Source organism: Pseudomonas sp. 2hn, from assembly GCF_019646095.1.
Taxonomy (GTDB): Bacteria; Pseudomonadota; Gammaproteobacteria; order Pseudomonadales; family Pseudomonadaceae; genus Aquipseudomonas; species Aquipseudomonas peradeniyensis.
Window position 1 is genome coordinate 1,654,476 of sequence record NZ_CP081016.1, and the last position, 17,393, is coordinate 1,671,868.

At 63.0% G+C, this 17,393-nt stretch carries 17 protein-coding genes; all 17 read left to right on the forward strand.

Going from position 1 to position 17,393, the window contains the following annotated elements; genetic code table 11:
* Positions 1-83 precede the first annotated feature (83 nt).
* The 17 genes from K2O50_RS07670 to K2O50_RS07750 all read left to right on the forward strand — a co-directional run bounded on the left by K2O50_RS07670 (position 84) and on the right by K2O50_RS07750 (position 17,355).
* Positions 84-1,019: a ketoacyl-ACP synthase III gene (locus K2O50_RS07670; RefSeq protein WP_050706683.1), complete on the forward strand. Its 936-nt coding sequence runs from the start codon at positions 84-86 to the stop codon at positions 1,017-1,019.
* A 238-nt stretch (positions 1,020-1,257) separates the two neighbouring features.
* Entirely contained in the window at positions 1,258-2,106 is an 849-nt protein-coding gene (locus tag K2O50_RS07675) for a flagellin domain-containing protein (RefSeq protein WP_050706682.1), read from the forward strand.
* Between the two features lie 72 nt (positions 2,107-2,178).
* On the forward strand, positions 2,179-2,553 hold the full coding sequence (locus tag K2O50_RS07680) for a flagellar protein FlaG (protein WP_050706681.1): 375 nt from the start codon (positions 2,179-2,181) through the stop codon (positions 2,551-2,553).
* A 78-nt stretch (positions 2,554-2,631) separates the two neighbouring features.
* Positions 2,632-4,035 carry a flagellar filament capping protein FliD gene (fliD, locus tag K2O50_RS07685; RefSeq protein WP_050706680.1) on the forward strand — a complete coding sequence of 468 codons (1,404 nt, stop codon included), beginning with the start codon at positions 2,632-2,634 and terminating at the stop codon, positions 4,033-4,035.
* A 131-nt stretch (positions 4,036-4,166) separates the two neighbouring features.
* Positions 4,167-4,562 carry a flagellar export chaperone FliS gene (gene fliS / locus K2O50_RS07690; protein ID WP_050706679.1) on the forward strand — a complete coding sequence of 132 codons (396 nt, stop codon included), beginning with the start codon at positions 4,167-4,169 and terminating at the stop codon, positions 4,560-4,562.
* A 14-nt stretch (positions 4,563-4,576) separates the two neighbouring features.
* Positions 4,577-4,873 carry a flagellar protein FliT gene (locus K2O50_RS07695; protein WP_220689983.1) on the forward strand — a complete coding sequence of 99 codons (297 nt, stop codon included), beginning with the start codon at positions 4,577-4,579 and terminating at the stop codon, positions 4,871-4,873.
* A gap of 166 nt (positions 4,874-5,039) precedes the next feature.
* Positions 5,040-6,515: a transcriptional regulator FleQ gene (gene fleQ / locus K2O50_RS07700; protein WP_050706677.1), complete on the forward strand. Its 1,476-nt coding sequence runs from the start codon at positions 5,040-5,042 to the stop codon at positions 6,513-6,515.
* Positions 6,516-6,676: 161 nt separating this feature from the next.
* Positions 6,677-7,894 carry a PAS domain-containing sensor histidine kinase gene (locus K2O50_RS07705; RefSeq protein ID WP_050706676.1) on the forward strand — a complete coding sequence of 406 codons (1,218 nt, stop codon included), beginning with the start codon at positions 6,677-6,679 and terminating at the stop codon, positions 7,892-7,894.
* Complete coding sequence (locus tag K2O50_RS07710) at positions 7,891-9,267, forward strand: sigma-54 dependent transcriptional regulator (RefSeq protein ID WP_050706675.1); 1,377 nt, start codon at positions 7,891-7,893, stop codon at positions 9,265-9,267. The genes K2O50_RS07705 and K2O50_RS07710 overlap by 4 nt, the downstream gene beginning before the upstream one ends.
* A 107-nt stretch (positions 9,268-9,374) precedes the next feature.
* Positions 9,375-9,707, forward strand: coding sequence for a flagellar hook-basal body complex protein FliE (fliE, locus tag K2O50_RS07715; protein WP_050706674.1), 333 nt, complete (start codon positions 9,375-9,377; stop codon positions 9,705-9,707).
* 15 nt (positions 9,708-9,722) lie between these two features.
* Positions 9,723-11,501: a flagellar basal-body MS-ring/collar protein FliF gene (gene fliF / locus K2O50_RS07720; RefSeq protein ID WP_050706673.1), complete on the forward strand. Its 1,779-nt coding sequence runs from the start codon at positions 9,723-9,725 to the stop codon at positions 11,499-11,501.
* Positions 11,494-12,513: a flagellar motor switch protein FliG gene (gene fliG / locus K2O50_RS07725; protein ID WP_023631000.1), complete on the forward strand. Its 1,020-nt coding sequence runs from the start codon at positions 11,494-11,496 to the stop codon at positions 12,511-12,513. Before fliF ends, fliG begins: the two co-directional genes overlap by 8 nt.
* Before the next feature lie 179 nt (positions 12,514-12,692).
* The gene (gene fliH / locus K2O50_RS07730; protein ID WP_050706672.1) at positions 12,693-13,466 is read left to right on the forward strand and encodes a flagellar assembly protein FliH; all 774 of its coding nucleotides are present in this window, start codon (positions 12,693-12,695) and stop codon (positions 13,464-13,466) included.
* Positions 13,456-14,811, forward strand: coding sequence for a flagellar protein export ATPase FliI (gene fliI / locus K2O50_RS07735; RefSeq protein ID WP_038706560.1), 1,356 nt, complete (start codon positions 13,456-13,458; stop codon positions 14,809-14,811). The genes fliH and fliI overlap by 11 nt, the downstream gene beginning before the upstream one ends.
* 6 nt (positions 14,812-14,817) lie before the next feature.
* Positions 14,818-15,270 carry a flagellar export protein FliJ gene (gene fliJ, locus K2O50_RS07740; RefSeq protein ID WP_050706671.1) on the forward strand — a complete coding sequence of 151 codons (453 nt, stop codon included), beginning with the start codon at positions 14,818-14,820 and terminating at the stop codon, positions 15,268-15,270.
* 79 nt (positions 15,271-15,349) lie between these two features.
* Positions 15,350-15,655 (forward strand): STAS domain-containing protein, encoded by a 306-nt coding sequence (locus K2O50_RS07745; RefSeq protein ID WP_050706670.1) that lies wholly within the window; start codon positions 15,350-15,352, stop codon positions 15,653-15,655.
* A gap of 8 nt (positions 15,656-15,663) precedes the next feature.
* The gene (locus K2O50_RS07750; protein ID WP_050706669.1) at positions 15,664-17,355 is read left to right on the forward strand and encodes a fused response regulator/phosphatase; all 1,692 of its coding nucleotides are present in this window, start codon (positions 15,664-15,666) and stop codon (positions 17,353-17,355) included.
* Positions 17,356-17,393 lie beyond the last annotated feature (38 nt).

The window sequence follows — 17,393 nt, forward strand, 5'->3', positions numbered from 1 at the left end:
TAGCTGTGTCGGCATGACAAGCAAAGCTTGTGAGCCTGTCCTTTGAGCCCGCATTTTTTCGCTATTTCCATCGGGAAGCCACAATGATTGGCATCAAAAGCATCGCCAGTTACGTACCTGCCGAAGGCGTCGACAACTACGCCCAAGGCGCGAAATTTGGCAAAGACCAGGATTTCATCTTTGGCAAGATCGGCTCGACCTTCCTGCCACGCAAGGGTGTCGACCAAGAGACCTCCGATCTTTGTGTCGAGGCTGCCCGCACGTTGTTTGCCGCCAATCCAACGCTTGATCCGGCAGCCATCGATATCGTCATCGTAGTTACCCAGAACGGCGATGCCGAAGGGCTGCCGCATACGGCGGCCATCGTGCAGCACAAGCTGGGCCTGCCCACTGCGGTTGCCGCTTTCGACGTCTCCCTGGGCTGCTCGGGTTATGTCTACGGTCTGTATGCAATGAAAGGCTTCATGGAGGCTGCAGGCCTGAAGAACGGCTTGCTGCTGACAGCCGACCCTTACTCCAAGATCGTTGACCCCGAAGACCGTAATACCACCATGCTATTCGGCGATGCCGCCACCGCCACCTGGATGGGGGGGGATGCCATCTGGCAGCTGGGCCGGTCGCTGTTTGGCAGTGACGGCGCGGGGGCCGAGCACCTGCGCACAACCGATGGCAAATTCTTCATGAACGGTCGTCAGGTGTACAACTTCGCTTTGGTCAAGGTACCGGCCCACCTGCAGCAATTGCTCGAGGCCAGCCAGTTGCGGGCTGACGATGTAGATCTCTATTGCCTGCACCAGGGGAGCGCGGCGATCGTCGACGCGGTGGCCCAGCGCTTCGACGAAGGGCGCCATCGCGAGAAGTTCATCAAGGACATGGTCGAGACCGGCAATACGGTGTCCTCGAGCATTCCGTTGTTGCTCGAGAAGCATGTGCTCGGCTCGCAGCACAAGCGGGTGGCGCTGAGCGGGTTCGGCGTAGGGCTGTCGTGGGGCTCGGCGATCATCGAGCGCTGTAATTAAGCGTGGCACCCTTCAAGCGCTGACCATTTCCGGTCGGCGCTTTTGTTTTAGGTGCTGTTTTCCTGGCGTCAATCCCTTGATTTCATTGGGGTGGCAGGGTGCCAGTAAAAAAATTGAGAATTCGGCCTAAAGCAAACTGCCCTGACGACGATAAACATTACGAAGGTTCTCTAGGCCACCTACCCGGCGAATTGCCAAGGCCGGAAGCCGTAGTACCCAATCCAACGAGGAATTCGTCATGGCTTTGACTGTAAACACTAACACCACCTCTCTGGGCGTTCAGAAGAACCTGAACCGTGCTTCCGACGCACTGAGCACCTCGATGACCCGTCTGTCTTCCGGCCTGAAAATCAACAGCGCCAAAGACGACGCCGCCGGCCTGCAGATCGCTACCCGCATGACCTCGCAGATCCGTGGTCAGACCATGGCTATCAAGAACGCCAACGACGGTATCTCCATCGCCCAGACCGCTGAAGGCGCGATGCAAGAGCAGACCAACATGCTGCAGCGTATGCGCGAACTGGCACTGCAGTCGCGAAACGACTCCAACAGCACCGAAGACCGTGCCGCTCTGGACAAAGAGTTCCAGTCGCTGGCTTCGGAACTGACCCGTATCGCCAACAGCACCCAGCTGAACGGCAAGAACCTGCTGGACGGTTCGGCTTCGACCATGACCTTCCAGGTTGGCTCGAACACCGGTGGCATCAACCAGATCAGCATCAACCTGAGCCAGAAGTTCGACGCCACTTCCCTGGGCATCGCTTCGACCGTCAACATCCAAGGTTCGACCAGCGCCCTGGCTGAAACCAACTACAGCGCCGCCGTTACCGCGATCGACAAGGCTCTGCAGACCATCAACACCAACCGTGCTGACCTGGGTGCCGCCCAGAACCGTCTGACCAGCACCATCAACAACCTGCAGAACATCAACGAGAACGCCGAAGCCGCTCGTGGCCGTGTACAGGACACCGACTTCGCTGCTGAAACTGCCCAGCTGACCAAGCAGCAGACTCTGCAACAGGCTTCGACCTCGGTTCTGGCCCAGGCCAACCAGCTGCCATCGGCAGTCCTGAAGCTGCTGGGCTAATCTGCCTGATAGCTGATGGCGGGGGAGTGCTCTCCAGGCGCTTCCCCGCTTTTTCATTGTGAGGTGGTGGACATGGACATGAGCGTCAAGCTGAACCTGTCTTACCCGGCTGCGCGCACGGCCGAGCAAGTTGCCGAAAAGCCGGTCGCCCGGCCGGATGTTCCCGGTGACAGCGAAAAAAGGCAGGATTCGACCAGGGTGCAAGGCGCCGACAAGGTCCAGGCTGCCGACAAGGTCAAGGAAGCTGTCTCGGAAATCGAGAAGTTTCTCAAGGAAACACGACGTAACCTGGAGTTCTTCACCGATGAAGAGTCCGGTAAGATCGTGGTAAAGGTCATCGCCAGTGAAACAGGTGAGTTGATTCGACAGTTGCCCTCTGAAGAGGCCTTGCGGATCGCCCATAGCCTGAGCGATGTCAAAAGTATTCTGTTCGACGCCAAGGTCTGATTGGCGGCGAGCGCAAATAAGTGATTCAAGTCGGCCTTGCAGGAGCGGGGCGGGCCCATCGAAGAGAGGAGCGACAGCATGGCAAGCCCGATTACTACCAACACGGGTGCGGGCTACGGGCTCGATATCAAGAACATCGTCAGTGTGTTGGTGAATGCCGATACTGCGGCCAAAGCCAACCAGATTGCTCGGCAGTCGAGCAACAACTCCGCGATGATTTCCGGTATCGGCTCCCTGCGCAGCGCCCTCACGGCGTTCCAGGACGCCATGAAGAAGCTCAACGACAAGAATGCGCCTGCGTTCAATGCGTTTGCTGGTACTTCTGCCAACGAAAACGTTGTCAAGATCAAGTCCAGTAACTCGGCGGTTGCTGGCAACTACGACATCAAGGTCGATCAGTTGGCCACTGGCTCCAAAGTCGCCAGCCAGCAGTTCGTCGGTGGGGCCTCCACGGCGATCAGTGCCGGTGAGCTGACCGTCAGCCAGAACGGCAAGGACTACAAGATCAATGTTGCCAGTGGTGCCACGCTGCAGAGCGTGCGTGACCAGATCAACAAGGAGATGGGTGCCAAGGGTATCACCGCCAACATCATCAACGAGGCGGGCGGTTCGCGACTGGTGTTCAGTTCCACCACCACCGGCAAGGGCAGTGACATTTCCGTTGGCGGCATTCCGGAGCTGGCCATCGATGGCACCCAGAAAATTTCCGGGAGTGGCGCGGGTTATATCACCGGGCTCGCCCAGGATGCGCAGTTCTCCATCGACGGTTTGGCGCTGACCAGTTCGAAAAACACCGTCGACCAGGCTGTCAGTGGCCTGACGCTGGAGCTCACGGGCGTATCTGCGAAGGATACAACCACGAAGGTTACCGTGGCGCAGGACAACGAAGGGCTGAAAAAATCGGTGCAGTCGTTCGTCGACGCGTACAACACCCTGCAGAAGGCTGTCACTGCGCTGGTCACGCCGACCAAGGACGCCAACGGCAACGTCACCAGTCTGGGTCCGCTGACCAACGACCCGACTACTCGATCGTTGCTTGCCGATGTTCGCAAGGTGCTGACCGAAACCGGTTCGGGTGACAAGCTGACCACGCTCAGCCAGCTGGGGATCAATACCCAGAAGGACGGCACCCTTGAATTCAACAGCACCAAGTTTAACGCAGCGCTGAATGACAAGAAGTTGGGCTCTGAAATCCAGGAATTGTTCACGGGCACCAACGGTGTGTTCGAACGGATGAACAAGGCGATCGATCCGTACAACGCCACCGGTGGGTCGCTGGATACTCGCAAGAGCAACCTCGACAAGGTGGCCCGAAACCTGGAGAACCAGAAGACGGCATTGGATCGTCGCACTGAGTTGCTGACTACATCGCTGACCAAGAAATTCTCTGCGCTCGATACCGCTCTGGCCAAGATGAAGAAGCAGGGCGAGCAGATCACCTCGATCTTCGAGGCGATCAACGCCCAGGCCAAGAAGTCCTGATCGATCGAGCATGACAAAAGCCCGGCGGCGCCCTACAGGCGTGCCGGGCTTTGTCTTTTCCGGCTAAAGTTTTTTGACGCGGCGGCGATACAAGAGGTATATGCACCTTTTCGCTGCAACGAGGTAGATCCATGAACCCGATGTTGGCCCTTCGGCAATACCAGAAAGTCAATGGCGTGGCACAGACTTCCGAAGCCAGTCCGCACCGCCTGGTACAGATGCTCATGCAGGGTGGTCTCGACCGCCTGGCTCAGGCCAAGGGCGCCATCGCCCGCAAGGATGTTGCCCAGAGGGGTGTTCTGATCGGCAAGGCAATCGACATCATCGGTGGCCTGCGTGAAGGTCTCGACCTGGAAAATCATGCCGAGAGCCTGGCTGATCTGGACAACCTGTACACGTACATGAGCCGGCGTCTGCTTGAGGCCAATGTGAAGGGTGATCCCGAGATCATCGACGAAGTCGCGCGCCTGCTGATCACGGTCAAGGAAGGCTGGGATGCGATCGGCGAACAGCAGCCGACGCCCTGAACCAGGAGGTTGTCATGAGTGAGGTGATCGAGCGTATCGACCAGACCCGCGAGCTGCTGCTCGCCGCCCTGGCCAGTCGTGACTGGGGGGCGGTTGGCGAGCTGGATCTGGAGTGCCGCCTGTGCGTCGACGATGTGCTGGCCGAGGCGTTGTCGAACGAGGATGAGGTGCGTGCCAGCCTGGAGCAGTTGCAGGCTGTCTATCGGCAGCTAATCGAAGTTGCAAGTGGTGAGCGTCAATCGGTAGTCGACGAGATGGCGAAGATACGTCAGGCGGAAAACGCGACAAAGGTATACCATTTGTTCACCTGACCACAGGTGACACAAAAATCAGCGCGCCATAAATTTGACTGTGTGCCGTTTTTTGACTTTACTAGTGGCTGTTTTCGAAATTCAGACGTCCGAACACTGACCATTCAGTCGGAATGATGTCGTGCACGCCTTCGGGCGCCGATATGACTAGGGAAGTTGCTATTGCATGTGGCGTGAAACCAAGATTCTCCTGATCGATGACGACAGCGAACGCCGCCGCGATCTGGCGGTGGTCCTGAATTTTCTCGGCGAAGAAAACCTGTCCTGCTCCAGCGACAACTGGCAGCAGGTGGTCGAGGGTTTGTCTTCCAGCCGTGAAGTGCTGTGCGTCCTGATCGGTACCGTAAATGCCCCGGCCAGCGTGCTGGGGCTCCTTAAGACAGTGGCTGGATGGGATGAGTTCCTTCCGGTTCTGCTTCTGGGTGAAATTTCTTCCGCGGACTTCCCCGAGGACCTGCGCCGCCGTGTGCTGTCCAACCTCGAGATGCCGCCGAGCTACAGCCAGTTGCTCGACTCCCTGCACCGTGCCCAGGTCTATCGCGAGATGTACGACCAGGCCCGCGAGCGTGGTCGCCAGCGCGAGCCCAACCTGTTCCGCAGCCTGGTGGGTACCAGCCGTGCCATCCAGCATGTGCGGCAGATGATGCAGCAAGTGGCCGACACCGATGCCAGCGTGCTGATCCTCGGCGAGTCGGGCACCGGCAAGGAAGTGGTGGCGCGCAACCTGCACTACCACTCCAAGCGTCGCGAGGCGCCGTTCGTGCCAGTCAACTGCGGGGCGATCCCGGCGGAGCTGCTCGAAAGCGAACTGTTCGGCCACGAGAAGGGCGCCTTCACCGGGGCGATCACCAGCCGTGCCGGGCGCTTCGAGCTGGCCAACGGTGGTACGCTGTTCCTCGACGAAATCGGCGACATGCCGCTGCCGATGCAGGTCAAGCTGCTGCGCGTGCTGCAGGAGCGCACCTTCGAGCGGGTCGGCAGCAACAAGACCCAGAGCATCGACGTGCGCATCATCGCCGCGACGCACAAGAACCTCGAGACCATGATCGAGGATGGGACCTTCCGCGAGGATTTGTATTACCGGCTGAACGTGTTCCCGATCGAGATGGCGCCATTGCGTGAGCGGGTGGAAGACATCCCGTTGCTGATGAACGAGCTGATCTCGCGCATGGAGCACGAGAAGCGCGGCTCGATTCGCTTCAATTCCGCGTCGATCATGTCGCTGTGCCGCCACGGTTGGCCGGGCAACGTCCGCGAGCTGGCCAACCTGGTGGAGCGCATGGCGATCATGCACCCGTATGGGGTGATCGGCGTGGCGGAGCTGCCGAAGAAGTTCCGTTATGTGGATGACGAGGATGAGCAGCTGGTCGACAGCCTGCGCTCCGATCTCGAGGAGCGCGTGGCGATCAACGGCCATGCGCCGAACTTCGCCGGCCACGCCATGCTGCCGCCCGAGGGGCTGGACCTCAAGGACTACCTCGGCAGCCTGGAGCAGGGGCTGATCCAGCAGGCGCTGGACGATGCCAATGGTATCGTTGCCCGTGCCGCCGAGCGCCTGCGCATCCGTCGCACCACGCTGGTGGAGAAGATGCGCAAGTACGGCATGAGCCGCCAGGGTGGCGAGGAGCAGGCGGACGACTGATCCCGTCTTGCCTGGACACAATGGTCGGGGGGCTGTGACAGCCCCGGCCATTGCCTTCGATCAACGATCCCGCATTCGATTATCCCCATCTCCGGCACGGCTATTGCTACACCGCAGGCAACATACCGTTTTTATGACGGTCAGCCATGCGAGAGAGCACGATGCCCCAGGCCGCCCACCGTTCCCATGCCGCCGATCCGCGCGGGCACACCCCGCTCGAGCAGGAAAGCCGGCAGGGCCTTGAGCAGGCGTTCGCCCTGTTCGATCAGGTTTCCAGCCAGCTGAGCCAGTCCTACACCATGCTCGAGACGCGGGTCAGCGAGCTCAAGGGCGAGCTGGCGGTGGTCAGTGCGCAGCGCATGGCCGAGCTCGATGAGAAGGAGCGCCTGGCCAATCGCCTGCAGAACCTGCTCGACCTGCTGCCGGGCGGGGTGATCGTGATCGACGCAGAAGGGTGTGTGCGTGAAGCCAATCCGGCGGCCTGCGAGTTGCTCGGCGAGCCATTGATCGGCATGCGCTGGCGCGAGGTGATCGCCCGCAGTTTCGCGCCGCGTGACGATGACGGTCATGAGGTCTCTCTGCGTGACGGGCGTCGGTTATCCATCGCGACGCGCTCGCTGGATGCCGAGCCGGGGCAGTTGGTGCTGCTCAACGACCTGACCGAAACCCGCCGCATGCAGGATCAGCTGGCGCGGCACGAACGCCTGTCGTCCCTGGGCCGCATGATCGCGTCCCTGGCGCACCAGATCCGCACGCCGCTCTCGGCGGCGATGCTCTATGCCAGTCACCTGGCCGAACCGCAGCAGGTATTGACGGACGAAACCCGGCTGCGCTTTGCCGGCAACCTCAAGGAGCGTCTCCACGAACTCGAGCACCAGGTGCGCGACATGCTGGTGTTCGCCCGCGGGGAGTTGCCGCTCAATGACCGCATCAGCCCGAAGGCGTTGTTCCAGGCGCTGCAACAGGCAGCTCATGCCCATGTCGAGGGGCATGCGGTGCGCTGGCAGTGCGACAGTCGCCTGGGGGAGTTGCTGTGCAACCGTGACACCCTGGTCGGCGCCTTGCTCAACCTCATCGAGAATGCCCTGCAGGCCAGCAGCGGGCCGGCGAAACTCAAGGTGCACCTGTCGCGTCGCGACGACAATCTGCGCGTGTGCGTCAGCGATGCCGGCAGCGGTATCGACGAGCAGCTGCTGGCGCGCCTGGGTGAGCCGTTCGTGACCACCAAGGCGACCGGCACCGGCCTGGGGTTGGCGGTGGTCCAGGCGGTGGTGCGCGCGCACCGCGGTACCCTGCAGCTACGTTCCAGGCTTGGCCGTGGCACCTGTGTCACCGTGCTGCTGCCGTTGATCGATGGTCGTGGGGAGGTCAATCAATGAGCGTCAAGGTGCTGCTGGTCGAGGATGATCGGGTTCTGCGCCAGGCGTTGGCCGATACCCTGGAGATCGGCGGTTTCTGCCACCGTGCCGTCGGCAGTGCCGAGGAGGCCTTGCTGGCGGTGGCTGAAGAGTCGTTCAGCCTGGTGGTCAGCGACGTGAACATGCCGGGCATGGACGGTCATCAACTGCTCGCCCAGCTGCGTCGGCAGCACCCACAGCTACCGGTGTTGCTGATGACCGCCCATGCGGCGGTGGAGCGGGCGGTGGAGGCCATGCGCCAGGGGGCTGTCGATTACCTGGTCAAGCCTTTCGAGCCCGCAGCGCTGAACGGCCTGGTGGCGCGTCATGCCGTCGGCAGTGCTGCCGGCAGCGATGACGAGGGGCCGGTGGCGTGCGAACCGGCCAGCCGGCAATTACTGGAATTGGCGGCACGGGTTGCACAAAGCGACTCCACCGTGCTGATCTCCGGTGAGTCGGGAACCGGCAAGGAAGTGCTGGCGCGCTACATCCATCAGCAGTCGCGGCGGGCGGACCAGCCTTTCGTGGCGATCAACTGCGCGGCCATCCCGGACAACATGCTCGAGGCGACCCTGTTCGGCCATGAAAAGGGCGCCTTCACCGGGGCGATCGCCGCCCAGGCGGGCAAGTTCGAGCAGGCCGACGGTGGCACCTTGTTGCTGGACGAGATCTCCGAGATGCCGCTCGGCTTGCAAGCCAAGCTGCTGCGGGTGCTGCAGGAGCGCGAAGTCGAGCGCGTCGGTGGGCGCAAGCCCATCGCCCTGGACATCCGCATCCTTGCCACGACCAACCGCGACCTGGTGGGGGAGGTGGCGGCCGGCCGTTTCCGTGAAGACCTGTACTACCGCCTTTCGGTATTCCCCATGGCCTGGCGCTCCCTGCGCGAGCGTCCTGCCGATATCCTGCCGCTGGCTGAGCGCCTGCTGGCGCGCCATGCCCGCAAGATGCGCCATGCCCAGGTGTGCCTGTCCAGCGAGGCGCGGGCGTGCCTGCAGGCGTATGCCTGGCCAGGGAATGTGCGGGAGCTGGACAACGCCGTGCAGCGGGCGCTGATCCTGCAGCAGGGTGGTGTGATCGAGGCGGCGGATTTCTGTCTGGCTGGCGCCATTCCATTGTCGGTGCCGAAAGTGGCCACTATTGAGCCATTGTCCGTTGAGCCGGTTGCCGAGGTTGGCGGGCTGGGCGACGACATGCGGCGTCATGAGTTCCAGATGATCATCGACACCTTGCGTGCTGAGCGTGGCCGTCGCAAGGAGGCTGCCGAGCGCCTGGGGATCAGCCCCCGCACCTTGCGCTACAAGCTGGCGCAGATGCGTGACGCGGGCCTGGATGTCGAGGCCAGCCTGTTCGGTTGATGCGTCGTTTTGAATGATTTTCGGGTTGGCTGGCACTCCTCTTGCTAGTTCCAACCCATTCGCTGCACGAGTGTCAAAAAAAGTGCGGCAGCCGGAGAGAGAAGTCCATGACCCAAGGTGTTGAATTCAATCGTCTGATGTTGGACATGCGTGCCATGCAGGCCGAAGCCATGTCCCAGCCCAAGGCTGTCGCCGCGCCTGAACTGGCGCCAGGCCAGAGCAGCTTTGCCGACATGCTTGGCCAGGCCATTGGCAAGGTGCATGAAACGCAGCAGGCCTCCTCCCAGCTGTCCAACGCTTTCGAGATCGGCAAGAGCGGGGTCGACCTGACCGATGTGATGATCGCCTCGCAGAAGGCCTCGGTGTCGTTCCAGGCCCTGACCCAGGTGCGCAACAAGCTGGTACAGGCGTACCAGGACATCATGCAGATGCCGGTATAAGGGCGAGAGTGAGTCATGGCCGAAGCAGTCGTCGATAACGCCCCCGCCAAGAGTGGTCCGCCAGCGGCCAAGCCGCCGCTGTTCGGCATGGCGTTCCTGGAAAACATCTCGCAGATGCCCATGCTGCGTCAGGTCGGCCTGCTGGTCGGCCTGGCCGCCAGCGTGGCCATCGGTTTCGCCGTGGTGCTGTGGTCGCAGCAGCCGGATTACCGGCCGCTGTACGGCAGCCTGGCGGGCACCGACACCAAGCAGGTGATCGATGCCCTGACCGCCGCCGATATCCCCTATCGCGTGGAGCCGAACTCCGGCGCCCTGCTGGTCAAGGCCGACGACCTCTCCCGTGCGCGCCTGAAACTGGCCTCCGCCGGTGTCGCGCCAAGCGATGGCAACGTCGGCTTCGAGTTGCTCGACAAGGAGCAGGGCCTGGGCACCAGCCAGTTCATGGAAGCCACCCGCTACCGTCGCAGCCTGGAAGGCGAGCTGGCGCGTACCGTGTCGAGCCTGAACAATGTCAAGGCCGCCCGCGTGCACCTGGCGATCCCGAAAAGCTCGGTGTTCGTGCGCGACGAACGCAAGCCCAGCGCCTCGGTGCTGGTCGAGCTGTACCCGGGTCGTGCCCTGGAGGCGGGCCAGGTGATGGCCATCGTCAACCTCGTGGCCACCAGTGTTCCGGAACTGGACAAGTCCCAGGTGACCGTGGTCGACCAGAAGGGCAACCTGCTTTCCGACCAGTTGCAGGACACCGCCCTGACCATGGCGGGCAAGCAGTTCGACTACAGCCGCCGCATGGAAGGCATGCTCACCCAGCGCGTGCACAATATCCTCCAGCCGGTGCTGGGCAACGACCGCTACAAGGCCGAGGTGTCGACCGACGTTGACTTCAGCGCCGTCGAGTCCACCTCCGAGCAGTTCAATCCAGACCAGCCGGCGCTGCGCAGCGAACAGTCGGTCAACGAACAGCGTGCCAGCAGCCAGGGCCCGCAAGGTGTGCCGGGCGCCCTGAGCAACCAGCCGCCGGCCGGCGCCTCCGCGCCCGAAAACGCCAAGGCCGCCGCCACGCCGGCCGGTGCCATCCAGCCTGGGCAGCCGCTGGTGGACGCCAACGGCCAGCAGATCATGGACCCGGCCACCGGCCAGCCGATGCTCGCGCCGTACCCGAGCGACAAGCGTCAGCAAAGCACCAAGAACTTCGAGCTGGACCGCTCCATCAGCCACACCCGTCAGCAGCAAGGTCGCCTGACCCGCCTGTCGGTAGCCGTGGTGGTGGACGACCAGGTCAAGCTCGACGCCGCCACCGGCGAAACCACCCGCACTCCGTGGGGTGCCGAAGACCTGGCGCGCTTCACTCGCCTGGTGCAGGACGCAGTGGGCTTCGATGCCAGCCGTGGCGACAGCGTCACCGTGATCAACGTGCCGTTCGCCGCCGACCGTGGCGACGAGCTGGTCGACATTCCGTTCTACTCGCAGCCATGGTTCTGGGACATCGTCAAGCAGGTGCTGGGCGTGCTGTTCATCCTGGTGCTGGTGTTCGGCGTGCTGCGTCCGGTGCTCAACAACATCACAGGTGGCGGCAAGCAGGCTGCCACGGACAGCGACATGGAGCTGGGCGGCATGATCGGTCTGGATGGCGAACTGGCCAACGACCGCGTCAGCCTGGGTGGCCCGACAAGCATTCTGTTGCCGAGCCCGAGCGAGGGTTACGAGGCACAGCTCAACGCAATCAAGGGCCTGGTGGCCGAAGACCCGGGCCGCGTGGCCCAGGTCGTGAAAGAGTGGATCAACGCCGATGAGTGACAATCGAGCCATTACCGCCAAGCTGAGCCGCGTCGACAAGGCGGCCATCCTCCTGCTCTCGCTCGGCGAGACCGATGCCGCGCAGGTCCTGCGCCACATGGGGCCCAAGGAAGTGCAGCGGGTCGGTGTGGCCATGGCGCAGATGGGCAACGTCCATCGCGAGCAGGTCGAGCAGGTGATGAGCGAGTTCGTCGAGATCGTCGGCGACCAGACCAGCCTGGGCGTCGGTTCCGACGGCTATATCCGCAAGATGCTCAACCAGGCGCTCGGCGAGGACAAGGCCAATGGCCTGATCGACCGCATCCTGCTCGGTGGCAACACCAGCGGCCTGGACAGCCTCAAGTGGATGGAGCCGCGTGCCGTGGCCGACGTCATCCGCTACGAGCACCCGCAGATCCAGGCCATCGTGGTCGCCTACCTCGACCCCGACCAGGCCGGCGAGGTGCTGAGCAATTTCGACCACAAGGTGCGCCTTGACATCGTCCTGCGCGTGTCGTCGCTCAACACCGTGCAGCCGGCGGCGCTCAAGGAACTCAACCAGATCCTCGAGAAGCAGTTCTCCGGCAACTCCAATGCCGCGCGCACTACCCTGGGTGGCATCAAGCGCGCCGCCGACATCATGAACTTCCTCGACAGTTCCGTGGAAGGCGCGCTCATGGACTCGATCCGCGAGATCGACAGCGACCTGTCGGAGCAGATCGAAGACTTGATGTTCGTCTTCAACAACCTGGCCGACGTCGACGACCGTGGCATCCAGGCGCTGCTGCGCGAGGTGTCCTCGGACGTGCTGGTGGTGTCGCTCAAGGGCGCCGACGAGCGGGTCAAGGACAAGATCTTCAAGAACATGTCCAAGCGAGCGTCGGAGCTGCTGCGCGACGACCTGGAGGCCAAGGGGCCGGTGCGGGTCAGCGACGTGGAAACGGCGCAGAAGGAAATCCTCACCATCGCCCGCCGCATGGCCGAGGCCGGCGAGATCGTGCTGGGTGGCAAGGGCGCCGAGGAAATGATCTGATCTTCGGGGCGACGCGGTCCCCTGTAGGAGCGGCCTTGTGCCGCGAAAGGGCAGCAAGGCTGCCCCGACAATTTTGCGGTGACATCGATATCGAGGGGCTGCTTTGCAGCCCTTTCGCGGCACAAGGCCGCTCCTACAGGGGCGCGTTGGTTGCAGATGGCTTTTGAGTACCTGAAAACATGTCCACCACCGAACATCCCAGCGACCTGATCCGTGCCCGCGACCTCGAGGGCGTGGATGTGTGGGCGCTGCCCAGCTTCGACCCCGAGCCCGAGCCGCAACCCGAGCCGGAGCCTGAGGTCATCGAGGAAGAAGTCGAGGAGGTGCCGCTGGAGGAAGTCCAGCCGCTGACCCTCGAAGAGCTCGAGGCCATCCGTCAGGAGGCCTACAACGAGGGCTTCGCCACTGGCGAGCGCGAAGGCTTCCATAGCACCCAGCTGAAGGTTCGCCAGGAGGCCGAAGTGGCCCTGGCGGCCAAATTGGCCAGCCTCGAACAGGTCATGAGTCATCTGCTCGAGCCCATTGCCGAGCAGGACACCCAGATCGAGAAAGCCCTGGTGCAACTGGTCGCCAGCATGACCCGCCAGGTCATCGGTCGCGAGTTGCGCAGCGATTCGAGCCAGATCACCCACGTCCTGCGTGAGGCGCTGAAACTGCTGCCGATGGGCGCCGACAACATCCGTATCCACCTCAATCCGCAGGATTTCGAGCTGGCCAAGGCCTTGCGCGAGCGTCATGAGGAGAGCTGGAAACTGCTCGAGGATGAGTCGTTGCTGCCGGGCGGCTGCCGGATCGAGACCGCTCACAGCCGTATCGACGCGACCATGGAGACCCGCATCGAAAAGGCCGTGACGCAATTGTTCGACCAGTCCCACGACCAGGCCCTGCATCCTGCTGCGGCGGATATATCCGTCGCGCTGGACGTGCCGGCGGGTGAAACCGATGCGCCTTGACCGCACCAGCTTCGGCAAGCGCCTGGAGGGCTACGCCGACGCGGTGAAGCTGCCCGACCAGCCGATCGTCGAAGGGCGCCTGCTGCGCATGGTCGGCCTCACCCTCGAGGCTGAAGGCCTGCGCGCTGCGGTGGGCAGCCGCTGCCTGGTGATCAATGACGACAGTTATCACCCGGTGCAGGTGGAGGCCGAAGTCATGGGCTTTGCCGGCAGCAAGGTGTTCCTGATGCCGGTCGGCAGCATTGTCGGCCTTGCTCCCGGTGCGCGCGTGGTGCCGCTGGACGACAGCGGTCGCCTGCCGATGGGCATGAGCATGCTTGGCCGGGTGCTCGACGGCGCCGGTCGCGCGCTGGACGGCAAGGGCGGGATGAAGGCCGAGGACTGGGTGCCGATGGACGGCCCGATCATCAACCCGCTCAACCGTGATCCGATCAGCCAGCCGCTGGATGTCGGTATCCGCAGCATCAATGGCTTGCTCACCGTCGGCCGCGGCCAACGCCTGGGCCTGTTCGCCGGTACCGGTGTCGGTAAATCGGTGCTGCTGGGCATGATGACCCGCTTTACCGAGGCCGAGATCATCGTGGTCGGCCTGATCGGCGAGCGGGGTCGGGAAGTGAAGGAGTTCATCGAGCACATCCTCGGTGAGGAGGGGCTCAAGCGCTCGGTGGTGGTCGCCTCGCCAGCGGACGACGCGCCGTTGATGCGTCTGCGTGCGGCGATGTACTGCACGCGCATTGCCGAGTATTTCCGCGACAAGGGCAAGAATGTCCTGTTGCTGATGGACTCGCTGACCCGCTTCGCCCAGGCCCAGCGCGAAATCGCCCTGGCCATCGGCGAGCCGCCCGCCACCCGTGGTTATCCGCCGTCGGTGTTCGCCAAGCTGCCCAAGCTGGTGGAGCGGGCTGGTAATGGCGAGCCAGGCGGTGGCTCGATCACCGCGTTCTACACGGTGCTGTCCGAAGGCGACGACCAGCAGGATCCGATCGCCGACTCGGCGCGGGGCGTGCTCGATGGTCACTTCGTGCTGTCCCGGCGCCTGGCCGAGGAAGGGCACTACCCGGCCATCGACATCGAGGCCTCGATCAGCCGGGTCATGCCCCAGGTGGTCGATCCCGATCACCTGCGTCAGGCGCAGAAGTTCAAGCAGCTCTGGTCGCGCCTGTCGCAGAGCCGTGACCTGATCAGCGTCGGCGCCTATGTGGCCGGTGGCGATCCGGAGACGGACCTGGCCATCGCCTTGCAACCCAAGCTGGTGGACTTCCTGCGCCAGCGCCTGGATGAGAACGTCGGCATGGCACAGAGCCGTGAAGAACTGGCCGCGGTGTTCGCGCCGCCGGCGGGCTGATAGACCATGGCCCAACCCAGCCGAGCGGCACGCCTGGTGCCGGTGGTGGACATGGCCGAGGAGGCCGAGCGCAAGGCCGCCCAGCGCCTGGGGCATTTCCAGAGGCTGCTCAGCGATGCCCAGGCCAAGCAGGCCGAGCTCGAGAGTTTTCGCGAGGCCTATCAGCAGCAGTGGATCAATCGCGGAAGCCAGGGCGTCGATGGCAACTGGCTGGTCAACTACCAGCGCTTCCTCGGGCAGCTGGAGACGGCGATGACCCAGCAGCGCCAGAGCATGGCCTGGCACCAGAACAACCTGAACAACGCCCGCAACACCTGGCAGCAGGCCTATGCCCGGGTCGAAGGGCTGCGCAAGCTGGTCCAGCGCTACCTGGATGAAGCGCGCCGGGCCGAGGACAAGCGCGAGCAGAAACTGCTCGACGAGCTGTCCCAGCGCCTCCCGCGCCAGAGCCACCCCTGATCGACCTGACTGGCGCCTGTCGCCAGTGCCTGCTAAACCTTCAGAAGTCGCATTCGCCATCATCGAAGGAATCGCTCGCATGGCAGTCGAAACTGATTTTTCACAGGACGGGAAAAAGCTGACGATCAAGGTCAAGGGTCGTTTCGATTTCGGCAAGCACCAGGAATTCAGGGACGCCTACGAGCATCAGCGCCCGCGCCCGGATTCGGTGGTGGTCGACCTGAAGGAGGCCACGTATCTCGACAGCTCGGCGTTGGGCATGTTGCTGCTGCTGCGCGACCATGTCGGTGGCGAGGATTCGGATATCCGTGTGGTCCATGCCAGCCCTGATGTGCGCAAGATTCTGGCAATCTCCAACTTCGAAAAGCTGTTCGACATCAGTTGAGCGTGGCCATGTCCGCCGATCAGCCGTTGACCGTGCTGGTGGCCGAGGACGGCGCCGCAGACAGGCTATTGCTGGCGCAGATCGTCCGCCGCCAGGGGCATGAGGTGGTCACGGCCGAGAACGGCGAGCAGGCGGTGGCGCTGTTCGCCGAGCGACGGCCGCAGCTGGTGCTGCTTGATGCGCTGATGCCGGTGATGGATGGTTTCGAGGCGGCCCGGCGGATCAAGTCGCTGGCCGGCGAGGCGCTGGTGCCGATCATCTTCCTGACTTCTCTTAATGAAGAGGAGGGGCTGGTGCGTTGCCTGGAGGCCGGTGGCGACGATTTCATGGCCAAACCCTACAGCGCCGTCATCCTGGCGGCGAAGATTCGTGCCATGGATCGCTTGCGTCGCCTGCAGACGACGGTGCTGGAGCAGCGCGACCAGATCGCCCGCCATCACCATCACCTGCTCAACGAACAGCGGGTGGCCAAGGCGGTGTTCGACAAGGTCGCCCACTCCGGTTGCCTGGGTGCCTCGAACATCCGCTACCTGCAATCGCCCTACGCGCTGTTCAATGGCGATCTGTTGCTGGCGGCGTTTACCCCTTCGGGCGACATGCATGTGCTGCTGGGGGATTTTACCGGCCATGGCCTGCCGGCCGCGGTCGGCGCCATGCCGCTGGCGGAGGTGTTCTATGGCATGACCGCCAAGGGCTACGGCCTGGTCGAAACGCTGCGGGAGATGAACGCCAAGCTCAAGCGCATCCTGCCTGTGGACATGTTCTGTTGTGCGCTGTTGCTCAACTTGAGTTTCCAGCGAGAAACCGTGGAGCTCTGGAACGGCGGCATGCCGGATGGCTATCGCTTGTCGGCGCAAGGCGAGGTGCTCGAGGTGTTGCCTTCGCGTCACCTGCCGTTGGGCATTCTGCCACCTGAGCAGTTCGACGATACCACCGAGGTGAGGCCACTTGCGGTGGGAGAGCGATTGTTCCTGTTGTCCGATGGCGTAGTCGACACTGGGGATGCCCGGGAATGTCTGTTCGGCGTGGAGCGCCTGTTGGAAGTGCTGGCGGCCAACCGCGATCCGGTGGTGTTGTTCGACGAGGTCATGCAGGCACTGGCGGGCTTCGGCGGTCAGTCTCGTGACGATATCAGCCTGTGCGATATCCGTATGCTGGCGCCTGAACATGTAGTGCCGCAGGCGGTGGTGTACTCCGACAGTGGTCGTTCCAGCCCGCTGGACTGGTCGTTGCAGTTCGAGCTGCGGGGCGAGAGCCTGGGCCGCTTCAACCCGGTTCCTTACCTGGTACAGCTGTTGCAGGAAATTCACGGGCTCAGGCCCAGCAGTGGCAAGTTGCACAGTGTGCTCAGCGAGCTGTACTCCAACGCGCTGGAACATGGCGTGCTGGGGTTGGACTCGGCGCTCAAGCGCGACGCCAAAGGCTTCGCCGAGTACTATCGCCTGCGCGCCGAGCGCTTGGGGCGGCGGGTGCACGGCAGCGTCGGCATTGCCCTGCGGGTGGAACCTCAAGGTGCGGGTGGGCGTCTGATCATCGAGGTCCGCGACAGCGGCGCAGGCTTCGACGTGGAGCGCCTGTCGGTCACCACGCCGGTGGCGCAGGGCTTCAGTGGGCGAGGGGTGAGCCTGGTGCGGCGGTTGGCCGGCAATGCCCAGTGGTTGGAAGGTGGACGCTTGGCGCGGGTGGAGTTTCAATGGTGAGCCGGATTGCGCGGCTCGGGCCTAATCAGGCTTGATCA